Raw genomic sequence first — 18,549 nt, 5'->3', positions numbered from 1 at the left:
ATTCGTAAACAATTAAATGTATTTTTGAATTGATTTGAAAGTTATACACTTAAATACCTATGATGGAAACGGCGGAGCAGGAAGAGCTTGTTTGCGCTTAAGCGATGCTTTAAAAGCCAGCGGCATCGATTCCAAAGTATTGGTATATTATAAATTCGGACAAAATACGTCTATCGACACATTCAGCAAATCCCTTATTCACAGAGCAAAAGCTGTTTACAATATTTTATCAGAAAGATATTATTCAAAATGGCTAAGCAAATCAGTTAAAACGCCTTTCAGTTTACAGTGGTTCGGCCGTTCGATAAAAAACCATCCAGAAGTGAAAAATGCAGATGTTATTCATTTGCACTGGGTAAATCACGGCTTCCTTACGCCAAAATTTTTAGCTGAGCTTGATGAACTAGAGAAGCCAATTGTCTGGACTTTTCACGACAGTAACGCATTTACAGGTGGTTGCCACGTACGTTATGGTTGCGAAAACTTCCATCAGCAATGCGGTAATTGCCCGATTTTAAAGCTGAGCGGAAAAGATGATATGTCGCACAAAACCTGGTTGCGGAAACAGAAAGCCTATACGGCATTAAATTTTCATATTATTGCACCGAGTAACTGGATGGCAAATTCGGTCAAATTTAGCAGTTTGTTAGGTACCAGAAAGGCTTCGGTAATTCCAAATACCATCGAAACCAAAATTTTCAAGCCCTATGTTAAAACGGAGGCTAAAAAAATTCTGAAAATCAACCCGGAGAAATTTGTATTGATGAGTGGTTTTATGCCCTCAAAAAATGATAAACATAAAGGGACACCGTATCTAATAGAGGCGCTGGAGATTTTATCAAAGCGTAAAGGAATTGACAAAGAGCAGATAGAACTGGTCATTTTCGGAAATAAAGAAAATGCCGAAATGCCGAAATTTCCTTTCAAAACGACTTTTCTGGGCACCATAAATAAAGATGAACATTTGGCTAAATGTTATTCAGCTGCCGATGCTTTTATAACACCTTCACTCGAAGATAATTTACCAAATACAGTAATGGAAAGCCTTTCTTGCGCTACTCCTGTAATTGCTTTTACTACGGGCGGCATTCCTGATATGGTTAAACATCAAAAGAATGGTTACCTCGCAGAATATCGAAATGCTGCAGACTTGGCCAATGGAATAGAGTGGCTTTACCACCGCCCCAACAAAGAGGAAATTCAGAAAGCAGCAAGGTTAGGGATTTTAACAGATTTTTCCGAAGAAGTTATCGCCGCGGAGCATATTCATTTGTATGAAACATTGATTGATTTGCAACCGAAATAATATGGAACTATCTAAAAGCCATCTCGAAAATATTAAAGCGCTCAAGTCTGCGATTCTTCAGAGTCGCTATCGGGCTGCCGCTCTTGTTAACAAAGAACTTTTAACCCTTTACTTTGCCGTTGGTAGATTTATTTCCCATAAAATTGAAGAAGAAAAATGGGGTGCAAAAGTAATTGAAAATCTTTCAGCAGATTTACAATTGGAATTGCCGGGTTTAAGAGGCTTTTCAGCAACGAACATAAAACGAATGAGGCTCTTTTTTGAGTCTTGGGAAGAACAAACTGTAATTAGTCCGACACTGTCGGACCAATTACAAGAAATTGACTTAGAGGGTATTACATTTAGACCGACAGTGTCGGCCCAATTAGAAAGATCATTTTTTGGATTAAGTTTTTCTCATCATTTAGAAATTATACAGGGTACTGAAAAAATTGAAGAAAGGATATTTTACATTCAAAAAACCGCATCAGAATTCTGGAGTTTAAGCACTTTAAAAAATCATCTTAATAACCAAACTTTTCAAAAAACAGGTAGTTTACCCAACAATTTTTCAAAAACAATTACAAATGATGATATAAGGCAAAAAGCATTACAGTCATTTAAAGATGAGTACTTGCTGGATTTTATCAATATCGAAGATAACGACGATAAAGACGAGCGGGTTCTAGAAAGTGAAATCGTTCAAAACATCAAAAAATTTTTAATGTCTTTAGGTTCAGATTTTGCATTTATCAGCAATCAATTCCGGCTGATTGTAGAAGAAGAGGAATACTTTTTAGACCTTTTATTTTTCAATCGCCGTTTACAATGTTTGGTAGCTTTCGAATTGAAAACCGGTAAATTTAAGCCTGAATATATGGGCAAAATGAATTTCTATCTTTCAGCTTTAGATGAATATGTAAAACAGCCACATGAGCATCCATCAATTGGAATTATTCTCTGTAAGGAAAAAAAAAATAAGATAGTCGAATTTTCTTTCAGGGATTTTAATAAGGCAATGGGTGTTTCTACCTACAAAACAAGTACTGTTCTGCCGGCAGCATACAAAGGGGTTTTACCTGATGTTGAAACCCTAAAAAAATTAATGGATTAGCATGCCTAAATTAACCGTTATCACCATTGTATACAATAATGTTCGCGACATTGAGCGAACGATAAAATCTGTTTTAAATCAAACCCACAAAAACACAGAATACATCATTATAGATGGAAAATCTACTGATGGTACATTAGAAATCATTGAAAAATACAAAGCAAACATTTCCAAAATTGTTTCCGAACCCGATAAAGGTATTTATGATGCGATGAACAAGGGCCTGGCAGTGGCGACTGGCGATTATGTTTTATTTATGAACTCGGGCGATGAAATTTACGACGAACATACAGTTGAAGATGTATTTGCCTCCGCTCCGGGCGCCGATATTTATTATGGTGAAACGGAAATGTACAATGACAATTGGGAAAGTTTAGGGCGAAGAAGACACGAGGCTCCGGAAAATTTCGATTGGAAAAGCTTTAGGTTCGGTATGAATGTTAGTCACCAGGCAATTTACATTAAACGAAGCATTACTGTACCTTACGATTTAAAATATAAATACAGCTCAGATATCGACTGGATAATTAAGGCGGCAAAAAAGTCGTCAAATATTGTGAATGTTCATCGTTATGTAGCTAAATATCTTGTTGGTGGCATGAGCAAGAAAAAACACCGCGAAAGCTTAAAAGAACGATTTCAGATTTTTTCTAAATACTATGGATTAATTCCAAACTTGCTGAGCCACATTGTCATTGCTACCAATTTGGGTTTCTATTTTCTTAAAAACAGAAGAACTAATGATTAGTTTATGGACGAAGAACTGAACGAAATCATTATTTATTATGAAGAGGAAAAGACCAGGATTGAAGAACTTTTAGCAGAATGCTTACAATTTTCGGATTATAAGTACGCTAACCAGTTTCAAAACGGTTTGGGTATTTTAAATAATCAACTAACCATTCTAAAATCCCTTAAAGACTCAAATTATTTAAAGAAGAAAGAACTTAAAGAGCAAATTGAAAATTACCGTAATCTTTTGTCGATTAATCCCCAAATTTCAAACTACATTAATGAGCTAATAAAGCGCGACGAAAGAAACTTAGATGCTTTAAATAATCAGGAGGTAATGCCATTCTATGATGGGCAGGAATTTGATGACGCCACATTTGATTTAGTTGAGGGCAAGATTCAATCTTTTATTTTTCATCTTAAAAAGACCATCAATCTGTATCTGAAATTTGAATGCAAAAAGAATAATTTTATTATTTCAATTACTCCAGATGAACAAATGGGTAGGGAAATCCATTTCCCTAAAGCAAAAAAAAGATTACTTAAATCTATTGGATTCAAAAGAAATAAAACAAAAGAATATTTTCAACTGAAATTACCTCTTTTATCTTTTAAAGATTCACAACAAATAAAAATCATAGTAAGTAAAATTATTTATGAAGTATTTTTTATAAATGAATTAGATACTGAAACAACAATTGTAATCCATTCCTAACTTTTAAAAACAAAAATTCCTATAAAGCTGTATTTAATACATCACCTATTAAAAACAGAAAGATTATGGGACAATTAAGTAACCGCACAATAGCTGTACTTTCAGAAAGCGGATTTGAAGAAGTTGAATTAACCGAGCCAGTAAAAAGGTTAAAAGAAGAGGGGGCAACCGTTCACATCATCTCCTCTAAAAGTGGAAAAATTAAAGCATGGGATCAGGATCACTGGTCGATTGAAGTTGATGTAGATAAAACCATCTCGGAGGCAAATGCTGATGATTATAATGGTTTGCTTTTACCTGGCGGAGTCATAAATCCTGACCAGCTACGTGTAAATGAGGACGCCATTGCTTTTGTTAAATCATTTTTCGAAGCGGGCAAACCTGTCGCAGCAATCTGCCACGGACCACAAACTTTAATAAATGCTGATGTCGTTAAAGGAAGAAAGCTGACTTCGGTAAAAAATATTTCACAAGATTTAATCAATGCAGGTGCAGACTGGTCTGATGAAGAAGTGGTTGTAGATCAGGGTTTGGTAACCAGCCGGACTCCGAAAGATTTACCTGCTTTTAATGATAAAATTGTTGAGGAATTTGCAGAAGGTGTACACGAGGGGCAGCATGCCTAAATCGCTTTGAACGCTCTCCTAAATTACTCAAAAAACGGCTGGTTATTTAACCGGCCGTTTATTTTTAAAGCCTAACCTGCCTGATTATATTTTTTATATTCAATTCAATAATATCAGTCATGGTCTTACACATTAAATAATTCGGTTCTTTAAAATAATCACTCATAGCTTGTTTAAGCAAAGCAATGTTTTCGGGAGTGGTAAGCGCTTCCTGATTCGAAACATCGCGTAAGTCTGTTAACCTGTGCCTTTCGCTTCGAACGCGATGGACAATGGAAGATCGCTCTTCCTGCTGGTACTGCAAAACCGTTTTTTCGGTAAGTTGTTCCATGCTCATTTTCACGTAAGGTAAATTTTCCTTAAAAAACTGAGGTAAATAAACCTTTAAATTTCCTTCATAGAACTGCTGGTCGAAATCTATTGCCCTTATGCGGAACTGAATGTCATCAAAATCGGGTGTAATCTGGACAACAAAATTATATGCCCTCATATCGCCTAAAAGCATTATCAGGCACCTTTCGTTAAACTTAACAAATTCCTTTGCAATACGCGTCGGATTAAACTCGGGCGAATAAAGTTGACCTTTCGTAAATACATCACCTGGGATACCGGCAATATGTTCTTCCACCAAAGTATCTCCGTCAACCAGATAATTAACCTGGTTAGGCGACAAAATTTCCTCAAGTTCTAAGCCATAAATCCTTGAAGCATCTGCTTTTTTTATATAAAAGTAATCGTAAACATCATTCAAACGATTTACAATCCTGATTCGGAACGGATGAGTGTTACCGAAAGTGCAGTATTCTATTTTGTCAATGTATTTATGTTCAACGATGCGAAGATTTCCTGAAGCTTTTAAGTTGGCATAAATTTCTTTTAACCCGTTGTGCAACTCCTCAATTAAGTCCTGTGCGTAAATTGGTCCTTCCCAAAGCGAATCTTTACCAAATTTGTCCATCAATGGAAAAGCCTCGTTAAACTGCATTAAATCGCTGTAAGAAATTGGCAGTTTTGATTCACGCTGATAGGTGCGCAAGTATTTTTGTAAAGCCGGTGTAACCGGAAAAATTGGCTTCTTTTTAAGGATTTTTACGTCTTGGTTTTCCATTGATAAGCAATGTAGCGTTTAAAAATTTAACCGCAAAGAATTTAAAGTAAGCGCAGAGGACGCAAAGCTTTGGTTCTTTGTGGACATAGCCTGGCGTACTTTTACATTAACCACCGTTCGGATAACGGAAAGGCAAACCAGCCAAATACCTGCTTATTTTTCGATATGGATAATCGCCCGAACCTCTTTCTGCGAACTGAACAATAATCGTTTTCGTTTTCGGATCGACATAAAGTCTTTGCCCAAGCATACCTTCAGCCGCATAGTCGCCCTTATCACCAGCTTGCGGAATCCACCACAAATAATGATGAGCAGATTTCTGCCAGCCTTTTGCCGATGCCGATCGCTCAGTACCTATACTAATGGATTGTTTCACCCATTCAGCTGGAATGATCTGACGATTATTGTATTTTCCGTTATTGAGATAGAGTCGACCAATTTTAGCTAAATCGATAGCGGTAACCTGAAATCTGCTTGCAGTGTTGGCTAAACCACTAATGTGGTCTAATCCGAAAGAGGCATTGTATTCAGCTCCTATTTTTCGCCAGATATTATCTTCAAAATATTTGGCCACCTTACTTCCGGTTGCCTTTTCTATAACCCAACCGAGTAAAATTGGATCGATGCTTTTGTACTTCCAGACTGTTCCGGGCTTATTAACCAGCTTAACCTTCATCAATTCAGCCTTCATATCATTTGTATAATAATATTTCGCCTCGTCAGAAAAAAATGCCTGCAGAACACCACCAAATGCGTCCTGAAACTCCAATCCCGATTTCATATCCAGCAGGTTTTTAATGGTAAGATGATCAAATGCCTGATTGGATTTTAACTCCGGAAGATAATCGGTAACCTTATCGTTTAAACTGTTGATATCGCCATTGGCCAAAGCAACACCAAGCAAAATAGAAACCATACTTTTAGCGCCAGAAAATATAGAAGTTAATGTGCTGTTACTATAACCCGCAGCATATTTCTGATAGAGAATGCTATCATTCCGAATGACGATGAAGGCTCTTAATTTTCCATTTTGGAAATAGTCAGCAAAAGAGCCAAACTGTTTATTGCCATCCCGAACATTCAAAGTATCAAGATCATCCCTCATTTTCGAAGCAGAAAAGAAATGAAAAACCGAATCACTTTTATGTACAATTTCTTGTGGAAAAGCCTTGTAAGTATTAGCATCAGGGGTACGATACCATAAAACCCGCATTAAATATGGATGCCAGATAAACAAACCTGCGAAAATAAGAAGTACGACAAGGAAGAAGTAAAATAATGTCTTTTTTAAGATTTTCATCAATATAGATTCCCAAGACAAATGTAAAAGATTATGCTTGTTGCTGATATTCTTTATGCGAAAAACTCGTCGCTTTCTCTTTTGGTGTATATTTCCACCGGCGGTGACTCCATAGCCAATAAGCAGGCTCCTCCCTGATAATTTCTTCTAAAAAACGAGTATGTAATTCTGTAATTTCGAATTCTTTTGTCGTTCTTGGATTTAAGCAAAGCGGCACACAATCTACCTCATAATATCCCCGTTTTAAAACCTTAACCTTGAAATAAAAAATAGGTCGATTGGTTTTCCTCGCAATTTTTTCGATACCAAGCTGAATAGAAGCTTGCTGGTGCAAAAAGCTTGTCCAGTAATGTGATTCATCTTTCGATGGTGCCTGATCGTTACCAAAGCTGAAAATACTTGGCTTACCTTTGCTGGCTGCCAAGGCCCGCATTGTTTGTCTCATCGGAACTAATTTATTTCCATAACGACTACGCACAGCTTTAAACCAGTTATCAAAAGTATTATTGCTTAAAGGTTTATAAATCGGGTAATGATCAGCACGAAAATTCAAGCCAATGCCTAAAGTTCCCCATTCCCAATTGCCGTAATGCGCTGAGCAGATTAAGATACTCTGCCCTCGATCCAGGTAGGCTTGTACGAGTTCTTTATTTTTAAAAACAAATCGCTTTCGTATTTCTTTCCTGGAAATGTTACTCATCTTTATAATTTCGAAGATAAGTGATGCCAGATATTTAAAGAACTTTTTTTCAATCGCTTTTATTTCGGCAAGTTTTTTTTCTGGAAGGGCACGGCTTAAGTTTTCACTAACCACTTTTTTTCGGTAGCCGAAAATCCGATAGATTAACACGTAACTGATATCAGCTAATATATACAAGATGGGTAATGGCAGTAATGATAATACGCCTAAAAAAAATATTCCCATTTGGGAAATCCCTTTTTTAATCATATCAGATTAATTAAACTCAAAAATGAAAACACGATAAAAACTCAAAAAGATTTACGTTTTTACTCGTTCCTAAAAAATTTAAGCCAGATTAACAGAAATGCCTCCGTCATTTTCTAAAATACTTAATGCCTTACGCTCCGGTTTGTATTTCCACCTGCGATGGCTCCATAACCAATAAGCCGGCTTCTCCTCTATCATTTCTTCCAGAAACCGGGTATGCATTTCAGTGATTTCGAACTCTTGGGTCTCATCAGGATGTAAACAAATCGGAACACAATCAACTTCGTAATAACCCCTTTTTAAATAGTTGATTTTGAGGTAAAATATTGGACGATTGGTTTTTCTAGCAATTTTCTCGATGCCAAGCTGCACGGATGTTTCCTGATTCAAAAAATTTGTCCAGTAAATGGACTCATCTTTTGCCGGTGCCTGGTCACTACCAAATGTGAACATGCTTGCGGTGTTTTTACTGGCTTGGATAGCACGTAAAGTCTGGCGCATGGCAACCATGTTATTGCCGAATTTACTCCTCATGGCTAAAAACCAATTGTCGAAAGTTTCGCTGCTTAATGGTTTGTAGATTGGATAATGCTGCCCCGAAAAATTCAATCCGATTGCCATGCAAACCCATTCGTAATTGCCGTAATGTGAAGAGCAAAAAAGTACGCTTTCATTATTCTGAAGATAAGCTTCGACTAAATCTGAATTTTTGAATTTTACACGCTTATTGAGCTCTTTTTTTGAAATACGCTTCATTTTGATGATCTCAACAAATAAGGAAGAAAGGAATTTGTAATACTCTTTCTCTATTGCATTAAGTTCTGCTGCGCTTTTATCAGGGAAAGCATTATATAAATTCTCCTTAACCACTTTCCTACGATATTTAAAACCGTAAAAAATCAATATATAAAAAGCATCAGCTAATTTATAAAGTAGAAGAAATGGTAAAAGAGAAATTGCGTTTAATAAAAATATCCCCACATAGGATAGGCTCTTATTAATCATAATGGTTGATTGGTTTATCTTAGTACAAAAATAAATGCACTTTAGACCCGGACTGCCACAGAAGTGTTAGGTTTTTACTCCTAAAAGTTTTATGAAAATAGGCTGACTAAAAAACAATCGAATGATTAACTTTTTATAAATTAAATACCCCTGTTTCTTGCTTAAATGTTCCAAGGCATGCGAGGTCGTAAAAACAAATCTTTAAAACCTAAAAAACCCCGATTTACATCGAGGTTTTTGATATTATAATGATTCAAGCGAACTACCTACCGTTATTTTTACGTTGCTGCTCTGTTAAGAGAATTTTACGTAAACGCATGCTTTGCGGCGTAACTTCGATATACTCATCTGCCTGGATATACTCCATAGATTCTTCTAAAGAAAATTTAATTGCAGGTGCAATACGAGCATTATCATCTGTACCAGAAGCACGCATGTTGGTTAATGCTTTTCCTTTAACGATATTAATTACTAAATCGTTATCGCGGATGTGCTCACCTAAAATCTGTCCTTCGTAAATATCAGTTCCCGGATCTACAAAGAAACGACCTCTATCCTGTAATTTATCAATAGAATAGGCAGTGGTTGTACCTTTATCCATAGAAATTAACACTCCATTTAAACGACCAGGAATTGTACCTTTCCAAGGTTCGTAAGCTTTGAAACGGTGTGCCATAATCGCCTCACCAGCAGTAGCCGTTAATACGTTGTTACGTAAACCGATAATACCACGAGAAGGGATTTCGAATTCTAAGTGTTGTAAATCACCTTTTGGTTCCATAATTAACAACTCACCTTTACGCTGAGTTACCAATTCAATTACTTTACCAGAAACTTCAGCCGGTACATCAACAATTAATGTCTCAACCGGTTCATGTTTTTTACCATCAATTTCTTTAACAATAACCTGTGGCTGCCCAACCTGTAATTCATAACCTTCACGACGCATCGTTTCGATTAATACAGATAAGTGAAGAATACCACGACCATAAACTAACCATGAATCAGCACCTTCAGTTTCAACAACTTTTAATGCCAAGTTTTTCTCCATTTCTTTCATCAAACGATCTTTGATACGTTGAGAAGTAACTAATTTACCCTCTTTACCGAAGAATGGCGAGTTATTGATGGTGAACAACATGTTCATTGTTGGCTCATCAATGCTAATTACCGGTAATTGCTCTGGTGCCTCGAAATCAGCGATTGTATCACCAATATCAAAACCATCAATACCCACAACTGCACAAATATCGCCAGAACTAACTTCCTGAGTACGGATTTTTCCTAAACCTTCGAAAGTATAAAGTTCTTTAACTCTCGTTTTAACGATTTTGCCATCACGTTTAATTAAAGTAACCGGTTGGTTTTCTTTAATAGTACCACGGTGAACACGGCCGATTGCAATACGACCTACGAAAGATGAATAATCTAACGAAGTGATCTGCATTTGTAAAGTTCCATCATTAATTGGTGCAGGTGGAATGTTAGCCACAACTGCATCTAACAATGCGAAAATATCTGTAGTTGGTTTTTGCCAGTCAGTACTCATCCATCCTTGTTTAGATGAACCATAAATTACCGGGAAATCCAATTGATCTTCAGTTGCCTCAAGGTTAAAGAACAATTCGAAAATTTGCTCATAAACCTCTTCCGGGCGACAGTTTTCTTTATCCACTTTGTTTACCACCACGATTGGTTTTAAACCTAATGCCAAAGCTTTTTGCGTTACGAAACGGGTTTGAGGCATCGCACCTTCAAAAGCGTCGCAAAGTAAAAGTACACCATCAGCCATTTTCAATACACGCTCTACCTCACCGCCGAAATCCGCGTGACCAGGGGTATCGATAATGTTAATTTTTACGTCTTTATATTGTACTGATACGTTTTTAGATACAATAGTGATCCCACGTTCACGCTCTAAATCGTTGTTATCTAATATCAATTCTCCTTTTTGCTCGTTATCACGAAAAACAGAACAAGAGTGTAAAATTTTATCAACCAAAGTGGTTTTACCGTGGTCAACGTGTGCTATAATAGCTATATTTCTAATCTTTTGCATAAAATGCGCCTATAAATTTGGCGCAAAGATAGTGTTTAAAAATGGATATTCTACTATATCAACTACTATTTAATGCTATGATAATGTTGTAATTATCTCATTTATAAATGCAAAAGCAATCGCATTTACTTGTTTGCTTCATGCGCCACATCAATGCCCGGATGCAGCCTGTTGATTTTGTAAATTTGGTTATACCTAAATAAACAAATACAATCATTTTACTATTTACCCTGCAACCTTTAAACAAAATTTTACATCTTACAGGTAAAGAATTAAATATGACAAAATCCCTATGGCTAATTTTTATGGCTCTTTGCCTGGCAAAAACCATAAAGGCACAAAATAATGCAATAGATAGCTTAAACTTCAGCACAGAAAGTGGATTATTATCAATAGAGGGTTATTTAAATGGAATCAAGACAAATTTCGCTTTTGATACTGGCGCTTCCATGGGCGTTTTAAATAGTAAAAATATAAATGACTCTAAAGTTGAAATAATAGGATCAATAAAAATTAATGATAGCCAGAAAAAAACTGCCAGAATAGAGCAAGCAAAAATTGATAGTTTAAGAATTGGGTCCCATTCTTTTTTAAATATCACAAGCGTGGTTACCGATATGTCCTTTTTATATTGTAACCGCTTTTACTTACTGGGGGGCGATGTAATCAACAAGTTGAACTGGAAGTTCGACTTTGATAAAAAAATTGTTTACTTCTCAAAGATGCCGTTTGTACCGCAAAATCGAATGACGCAAATGCCGATAAAGATAACTGCAAACAGACACTTTTCAAATCTAAACATAGCTGGTATAGAAATCGATAACGTCTTGATAGATTTTGGTTTCGGCGGCAATTGCACCATGGATATCGAAGCCAAAACCACCAAAAAGATTATTAATAAACAGTTAAATGAACGCTTATATAAAAGCAGGAGCTTTTCGAGTGGTTTAAATTCGAACTCAATAGGAAAGGAAACTACTTCGTTCTTTGTAGATTCAGTTGTTTTTGGCGGATTAACATTTAATAATTTTAAAGTCAATGCCATGGAACAAACCCATAACAAAATCGGTCTGTTTTTTTTGAGAAAGAACTTTAATCAAGTCATATTAAACAATACTGAGCTAAAGTATTGGCTGTTGCCGAACCACATTTCGCCTCAAAAGCCGACGAACTTCGATGCAGGTTTCTATTTTAACGATAGCAGAAAAATCCAGGTGGTCGCTTTAAATTGTACGGCAAACAATTCTGCAAACGTGTTACGGGTCGGGCAAGAGGTAAATGCGATAAACGGGCGCGCTGCTGCTACGTTCACCGATACATGTCACTTTATCACCTGGTATGCAGAACAAATTAAAAAGCAGGAGTTATTGGTAGAGCAACTTGATGGCACAAAGATTATACTCACTAAATCAACATACTAAAAATTAGCTAGTTAGAAAAGGTCCAATCTAAAAATGCAGGCATTGCGCTTTCCCATGTTGGAACATCGTGTTTGCCGCCAACTTTTTCATAGTAAAAGATTTGATCAGGACGTTTATACCCTTTTTTCAGAAGTGATTTTACCACATCAATGGTGTCGTCAATAGAATCGATGATTAAATTCTTATTCCGGTCTGCTTTTTCATCTTCCGTTCCTGTCATCAGCCAGAATTTCATATCGGCTTTTGTAGATGTAGAATCGATTAAGGCATGCAAAATTCTGTCTGCATCGGTATAACCTTCGGTCAAATCTTTTTTACGCCACCAGAAAGCACCAGAGAAAACGCCTACCGCATCAAAAACAGATGGATTATTCCAGGCAATATCGAAAGCCGATAAGCCACCTAAAGAGAAACCGCCAAAAGCTACTTTTCCTATAACTGGCATAGCAATTTTCTTCTTTACAAAAGGTAGAAGTTCTTTAACCACGAAATCCGTATACAAATTGGCTTTCGCGCCACGCCCCTTAAAATCAGGAAAACCTGCAACACCATATTCCATTAATCGATCTTCTGAAGCTTTAATCGCAACAACAATTAACCGATGGTTTCTTTTGTTATGATGCGCATTCTGCAGAATTTTTGTGAAATTCATTTTGGCTACATCCTGACCATCATTTAATAAAAGAAGTTCTATTTTTTCATTACCTAAAATACCCTCAGGTGCATAAATATCTATTTCAACCTCACGCTTTAAATAAGCAGAAGGTATTTTAAAATTACTGATATTAACTTTTACTGATAAAATTGCTGTGTACATATAATCAAATCCACTATCACCTGGCAGTGCCACTAATCCCGGCAAAGGTACAAATCCTGACAAATTATTAAATACCAGGAAATTATTTTTACAATACGCTTTATTTTTAGCTAATCAATTCGTTTACAGAATTAAATTTCTATCTTAAACATTCAATCTTACTTATGGTTAAAGAAGAACATAAAAAGTGGTATAGCCCGAATTTAAGTGCTGAGATCGACATGCTCATTTTTGGTCATGGTGGCATCCCCATTCTGCTGTTTCCCACCAGTATGGGACGGTATTTTGAAAACAAAGATTTCAAATTAATAGATTCTGTTGAAGGTTTTATTAATGAAGGAAAGATTAAGATTTATTGTCCTGACGGGATTGATAAACTTAGCTGGTATAACAAAAGCATACACCCTGCAGATAGAGTTAAAAATCACATTTGGTATGACAAGTACCTTTTGGAGGAAGTAGCGCCTTTAGCCAGACATCAAACCGGGCACAGTAAAATCATTACTGCTGGCTGTAGTTTCGGAGGTTATCATGCCGCAAACTTTGCCTTTCGCCATCCCTGGTTGGTTAGTCATATGTTTAGTATGAGTGGTGCATTCGACATTACGGGGCAATTAGATGGATTTTATAATGATGATGTTTATTTTAACAATCCGGTTGATAACCTGATGAATAACAGCAACCCGGAATTACATTATATGAAAATTGTTTTGGGTACAACCGACAGGGATATGTGCAAACCTGACAATGAACGTTTATCAGGAATTTTAGCCCAGAAAGGTATTAATCACTGGCTGGATATTCGCCAGAATGCCGATCATGACTGGCCAATCTGGAGAGAAATGTTCCCCAATTACATAGCCCAACTTTAGAAATTCAATAGAAATAGACTTCATTGGTTTCAAACAATTAATTAGTTAAGCAGTTACACAATAAAATAATAGCAACGATGAAGAAAATAGGGATTTTATTCGGCCAGGAACGCTCTTTTCCTGAAGCCGTTGTAGAGCGAATCAATCAGAAAGCAGAAGACGGCATTACGGCCGAACCTGTTAAAATAGAGAAAATACTCCAGAATAAGCCATTGGATTATGCGGTAATTATCGATCGTATTTCGCAGGATGTACCTTTTTACCGCGCATCATTAAAAAACGCCGCAATTACAGGAACAGCAGTAATTAACAATCCATTCTGGTGGAGTGCCGATGAAAAGTTTTTTAATAATGCATTAGCCGAACAAATCGGTGTGCCGGTACCAAAAACTGCTCTGATTCCATCAAGACAACACCCAACAGGAACAACCGGCGAATCGTTTTCAAATTTAACTATGCCCTTAAACTGGGATGCGATTTTCGATTATGTTGGTTTTCCAGCTTATATGAAACCTTATGACGGTGGCGGATGGAGAGATGTTTACAAACTTCATGACAAAGAAGATTTCTTCGATAAACATAGCGGGACCGATCAATTGGTTATGCTTTTACAGGAAGAAATTATTTTCGATGAATATTTCCGATGTTATTGCATCGGCGGAAAACACGTTCGCATAATGCAGTATGAGCCACGTAATCCGCATCATTTGCGTTACGCGGTCGACGGTAAAACGCCGGATCCGAAGTTGCTGAAAACCGTTGAAGAATATACTTTGAAATTATGCCAGTATTTAGGTTATGATTTTAATACAGTTGAATTTGCTGTTCGGGATGGTGTGCCTATCGCCATCGATTTCTGTAACCCTGCACCAGATGCTGATATAAAAAGTGTTGGCCAGGAAAACTTCGACTGGGTTGTAGAAACTACTGCAAATTATGCAATAGATAGAGCTAAAGCACAAAAACCTGGTCAGGACAACTTAACCTGGGGCGAATACATCAAAGCATCAGTTGCAGGCAAACCACTAATGGCAAAGGCAGCGGCAAAACCTGCGATACCGAAGGCAGAGAAAGCGCCCGCAAAAGCAAAAGCTGCTCCTAAAGCGGAGCCAAAAGCGGTTGCTAAGAAAAAACCTATAAAATAAAAAGGGATTTTAACCAAATATCACTGAAATGAATGAATTCACGCTCGGCATTGAGGAAGAATACATGGTAATTGATCCCGTTACCAGGGAGCTTACCTCGCATGACCAGAAAATTGTAGAAGCCGCACAAAAAATACATAAAGACCAGGTAAAGGCAGAAATGCACCAGGCTGTTGTAGAAGTTGGAACGGGTATTTGCAGAACAACAGAAGAGGCCCGTAAGGAAATTTCTCAGTTAAGATATACAGTTTCTCAACTCGCAGGCGAGCAAGGCTTGAGAATTGGTGCTGCGGGTACACATCCGTTTTCTCATTGGGAAAAACAGTTAATAACAGAACATCCCCGTTATAACGAAATTGTAAATGAATTACAGGAAGCCGCCCGTTCAAATTTAATTTTCGGTTTGCATGTTCACGTCGGATTTCAATCCCGCGAGCTGGCCATTCACATTGCAAATCAGGTGAGGTATTTCCTACCGCATGTATTTGCTTTGTCAACCAATTCTCCTTTTTGGGAATCAAGAAATACAGGTTATAAATCTTTTAGGACCAAGATTTTCGACAAGTTTCCTCGAACGGGCATTCCTGATATCTTCAATAGCATTGAAGATTATGATAATTACGTAAAACTCTTAATCAAAACCAATTGCATGGATAATGCGAAGAAAATTTGGTGGGATATCAGGGTACATCCATTCTTCGATACCGTTGAGTTTCGTATTTGCGATTGCCCGATGTTAATTGATGAGACCATGGCTTTTACGGCTTTATTCCAGGCTTTATGCGCAAAATTGTACAAACTACGCTTGCAGAATATGGAATTTATCAGTTATTCGAGAGCCTTGATTAACGAAAACAAATGGCGTGCTGCCCGTTATGGAATCGATGGAAACTTAATCGACTTTGGTAAGGAAATGGAAGTGAACTGTCGGAATTTAATTTTAGAATTACTCGATTTTGTGGATGATGTTGTGGATGATTTAGGTTGCAGAAACGACCTGGAATATGTCCATAAAATACTCGAACATGGCACAGGTGCGGACAGACAGTTGGCAGTTTACCAACAAACTGGTAACTTTGAGTCAGTGGTAGACTACATTACTACTCAAACACTTTTAGGCGCAAAGTAATTTTTTAATATGGATAAAAGAGATTTAAAGGTCGCCGTTATCGACATGAATAACGGCGCACCTAATCAGGGTATGCGGGGAATTCAGGAAATTTTATCCCGGTTTAGAAACGAAAATAATATCAATGTCTCTTTCGATATTTTCGATTTAAGACAGAAAGGGGAAATACCAGGCATTGAATATGATGCATATATTTCAAGCGGCGGTCCGGGCAGCCCAATAGATAGCAAAGGAGAACAATGGGAAAACGAATTCTTTAATCTGCTAGACCAGATCGAAGCCTTCAATTCATCACATGAAGAACAAAAGAAATATGCATTTTTAATATGCCACTCTTTCCAGCTGGCATGTAGGAAATACCAATTGGGGAACGTTACTGAAAGGCGCTCAAACGCTTTTGGAATTTTTCCAATCACTTTAACGGAAGATGGCGAACAGGACGAAATTTTTGATGGCATTACAAACCCTTTCTTCTCTGTTGACAGCAGAGATTGGCAGGTGTTAGAACCTGATTTTGCTGCTTTCGAAGCCAAAGGCGCTAAACTCTTAGCAATAGAGAAAGAACGTAAGCATGTCAATTTAGAAAGATGTATGATGTCCATTCGTTTTTCTGACGAAATTATAGGTACACAATTCCACCCGGAAGCAGACCCGGTTGGCATGAAAATGTATTTACTTCAGGAAGACCGAAAAAAAGCGATTGTTGATTTACATGGGGAACAAAAATACTTCGACATGTTAAATAGTTTAGACGACCCGGCCAGAATTGTATTAACTCAAAGTGTAATTCTTCCTAATTTCCTAAACAAAGCCGTAGGGAATTTACAGGAGGCATAGCCCCAACCTCTAAAGGGGCTAAAATAGGTAATCGATAGTATTAGAATAACATTATGATACCCTCACAACGCCAGAAATATAACCAGCAGTTTACCGAAGAAAAGTATAAAAACTTTATGCTTGAACTCGAAAATGGTTATCCTGAAATTCCTTTTCGAGTGGCAGAAACACCTGTTTTTGTGCCAAAGGCATTAAAAGAAAAACTAATTTTGGCAGGTGAGGAAATCATAAACTTAATAAAGCAACCTAACTTTAAGGAATTAACTCAGAAATCAATTCCCGCAAACTGGAATGTTCCAAACGAGAATGAACAGCCACATTTTTTAACTTTCGATTTTGGCATTTGTAAAAACGAAGCAGGTGAATTAACACCAATGTTGATTGAAATGCAGGGATTTCCGTCTCTATACGGTTTCCAGATTCATTTGGCCAATACATTCAGAAAGTGTTTCGAAATTGATGATTCGACCAATCATTTACTCAATGGTTTTGATGAAGAGAAGTACGTCGAAGTTTTTAAAGAAGTTATTATAGGAAAACACAAACCGTATGAAGTTGCGCTGATGGATGTTGATGCCTCCAACCAGAAAACGGCAATCGATTTTTTTGTAACACAAAAAATGCTGGGCATTAAAATCCTTGCTTTGGAAGACATCAGGAAAATTGGTAACCAACTATTTTACGAAGAAGATGGCAGGCAAATTCAGTTAAAAAGAATTTATAATCGTTTGATATTCGATGAGGTAGCAGACAATAATGAAATATTCGCAAACAGTTTTGATCCGCGAGAGGAGCTGGATATTGAATGGGTAACACATCCAAACTGGTTTTACAGAATCAGTAAATATACCATGCCTTTTTTAAACAGTAAAGTTGTTCCTGAAACCCGTTTTTTAAATCAGGTAGAAGGTATCCCAGCAGATTTGGAGAACTATGTTTTAAAGCCGTTATTTTCTTTCGCCGGAATGGGTGTAATAATCGATGTTAGCGAAGCTGATATCAACAACATCCCTGACCCTGAAAATTGGATTTTGCAGAGGAAAGTAAATTACGAACCTGCGGTTCAATCGCCAGATGGTGGTGTAAAAGCTGAAATCAGAATGATGTACCTTTGGCCCGATGGCGGGGAGCCACAACTTTGTATCAACTTAGCCCGGTTAAGCAGAGGAAAAATGATTGGTGTTCGTTATAATGCAGATTTCGATTGGGTCGGCGGGACAGTTGGTTTTATGGAGGTATAGTTTCCTTAAACGCAAAGCAATGTCAGGTCAAGAACATGCAAAGAATATCATAGCACTAGATCTGAATCCCTTTAAATTTAGCCAGAATACGCCTTTAACTTAGCGTCCGTTAGCGAAAACCTTTGCGCACTTTGCGGTTAAATATTTTGTAACCGCAATAAATTACATTCAATTGAACACCTAAATAACAAAAG

General features: G+C 37.1%; 17 protein-coding genes. 11 read left to right on the top strand and 6 right to left on the bottom strand.

What is annotated here, in order from left to right:
- Window positions 1-34 precede the first annotated feature (34 nt).
- From ASF92_RS01820 to ASF92_RS01800, 5 genes are all read left to right on the top strand, one after another.
- Complete coding sequence (locus ASF92_RS01820; protein ID WP_056086964.1) at window positions 35-1,306, top strand: glycosyltransferase; 1,272 nt, start codon at window positions 35-37, stop codon at window positions 1,304-1,306.
- A 1-nt stretch (window position 1,307) separates the two neighbouring features.
- The gene (locus ASF92_RS01815; RefSeq protein WP_056086961.1) at window positions 1,308-2,399 is read left to right on the top strand and encodes a YhcG family protein; all 1,092 of its coding nucleotides are present in this window, start codon (window positions 1,308-1,310) and stop codon (window positions 2,397-2,399) included.
- 1 nt (window position 2,400) lies between these two features.
- Entirely contained in the window at window positions 2,401-3,147 is a 747-nt protein-coding gene (locus tag ASF92_RS01810) for a glycosyltransferase family 2 protein (protein ID WP_056086958.1), read from the top strand.
- Between the two features lie 3 nt (window positions 3,148-3,150).
- Window positions 3,151-3,846, top strand: a complete 696-nt coding sequence (locus ASF92_RS01805; RefSeq protein WP_056086955.1) for a hypothetical protein — start codon at window positions 3,151-3,153, stop codon at window positions 3,844-3,846.
- 65 nt (window positions 3,847-3,911) lie between these two features.
- Window positions 3,912-4,472, top strand: coding sequence for a type 1 glutamine amidotransferase domain-containing protein (locus ASF92_RS01800; RefSeq protein ID WP_056086953.1), 561 nt, complete (start codon window positions 3,912-3,914; stop codon window positions 4,470-4,472).
- Window positions 4,473-4,536: 64 nt separating this feature from the next.
- Here the strand turns inward: ASF92_RS01800 and ASF92_RS01795 are convergent, their stop codons facing one another.
- The 5 genes from ASF92_RS01795 to typA all read right to left on the bottom strand — a co-directional run bounded on the left by ASF92_RS01795 (window position 4,537) and on the right by typA (window position 10,893).
- A complete protein-coding gene (locus ASF92_RS01795; protein ID WP_056086950.1) occupies window positions 4,537-5,580 on the bottom strand; it encodes a hypothetical protein in 1,044 nt (347 codons plus the stop codon).
- A gap of 106 nt (window positions 5,581-5,686) precedes the next feature.
- Complete coding sequence (locus ASF92_RS01790) at window positions 5,687-6,880, bottom strand: serine hydrolase (protein WP_056086946.1); 1,194 nt, start codon at window positions 6,878-6,880, stop codon at window positions 5,687-5,689.
- Between the two features lie 31 nt (window positions 6,881-6,911).
- The gene (locus ASF92_RS01785; RefSeq protein ID WP_056086941.1) at window positions 6,912-7,829 is read right to left on the bottom strand and encodes a lysophospholipid acyltransferase family protein; all 918 of its coding nucleotides are present in this window, start codon (window positions 7,827-7,829) and stop codon (window positions 6,912-6,914) included.
- Window positions 7,830-7,907: 78 nt separating this feature from the next.
- Window positions 7,908-8,834 carry a lysophospholipid acyltransferase family protein gene (locus tag ASF92_RS01780; protein WP_056086938.1) on the bottom strand — a complete coding sequence of 309 codons (927 nt, stop codon included), beginning with the start codon at window positions 8,832-8,834 and terminating at the stop codon, window positions 7,908-7,910.
- Window positions 8,835-9,096: 262 nt separating this feature from the next.
- On the bottom strand, window positions 9,097-10,893 hold the full coding sequence (gene typA, locus ASF92_RS01775) for a translational GTPase TypA (RefSeq protein WP_056086935.1): 1,797 nt from the start codon (window positions 10,891-10,893) through the stop codon (window positions 9,097-9,099).
- 278 nt (window positions 10,894-11,171) lie between these two features.
- Between typA and ASF92_RS01770 the strand changes: the two genes are divergently transcribed.
- Window positions 11,172-12,314, top strand: a complete 1,143-nt coding sequence (locus tag ASF92_RS01770) for an aspartyl protease family protein (RefSeq protein ID WP_056086932.1) — start codon at window positions 11,172-11,174, stop codon at window positions 12,312-12,314.
- A 7-nt stretch (window positions 12,315-12,321) separates the two neighbouring features.
- Here ASF92_RS01770 and ASF92_RS01765 read toward each other — a convergent pair whose 3' ends face one another.
- Window positions 12,322-13,194 carry an esterase family protein gene (locus ASF92_RS01765; RefSeq protein ID WP_231729720.1) on the bottom strand — a complete coding sequence of 291 codons (873 nt, stop codon included), beginning with the start codon at window positions 13,192-13,194 and terminating at the stop codon, window positions 12,322-12,324.
- Window positions 13,195-13,295: 101 nt separating this feature from the next.
- Here ASF92_RS01765 and ASF92_RS01760 point away from each other — a divergent pair, with 101 nt between their 5' ends.
- The 5 genes from ASF92_RS01760 to ASF92_RS01740 all read left to right on the top strand — a co-directional run bounded on the left by ASF92_RS01760 (window position 13,296) and on the right by ASF92_RS01740 (window position 18,355).
- On the top strand, window positions 13,296-14,003 hold the full coding sequence (locus ASF92_RS01760; protein ID WP_056086931.1) for an esterase family protein: 708 nt from the start codon (window positions 13,296-13,298) through the stop codon (window positions 14,001-14,003).
- 77 nt (window positions 14,004-14,080) lie between these two features.
- Window positions 14,081-15,148: a RimK family alpha-L-glutamate ligase gene (locus tag ASF92_RS01755; protein ID WP_056086927.1), complete on the top strand. Its 1,068-nt coding sequence runs from the start codon at window positions 14,081-14,083 to the stop codon at window positions 15,146-15,148.
- A gap of 28 nt (window positions 15,149-15,176) precedes the next feature.
- Complete coding sequence (locus ASF92_RS01750; RefSeq protein ID WP_056086923.1) at window positions 15,177-16,277, top strand: carboxylate-amine ligase; 1,101 nt, start codon at window positions 15,177-15,179, stop codon at window positions 16,275-16,277.
- Between the two features lie 9 nt (window positions 16,278-16,286).
- Window positions 16,287-17,114: a type 1 glutamine amidotransferase gene (locus ASF92_RS01745; RefSeq protein ID WP_056086920.1), complete on the top strand. Its 828-nt coding sequence runs from the start codon at window positions 16,287-16,289 to the stop codon at window positions 17,112-17,114.
- A 53-nt stretch (window positions 17,115-17,167) separates the two neighbouring features.
- Entirely contained in the window at window positions 17,168-18,355 is a 1,188-nt protein-coding gene (locus ASF92_RS01740) for a hypothetical protein (protein WP_056086916.1), read from the top strand.
- Window positions 18,356-18,549: the final 194 nt, after the last annotated feature.

Origin of the sequence: Pedobacter sp. Leaf176, assembly GCF_001424305.1 — a bacterium.
In the GTDB taxonomy this organism is placed as follows: domain Bacteria; phylum Bacteroidota; class Bacteroidia; order Sphingobacteriales; family Sphingobacteriaceae; genus Pedobacter.
Note: the sequence above shows the minus strand (reverse complement) of the source record. Positions and strands in the feature narration are given on the sequence as shown.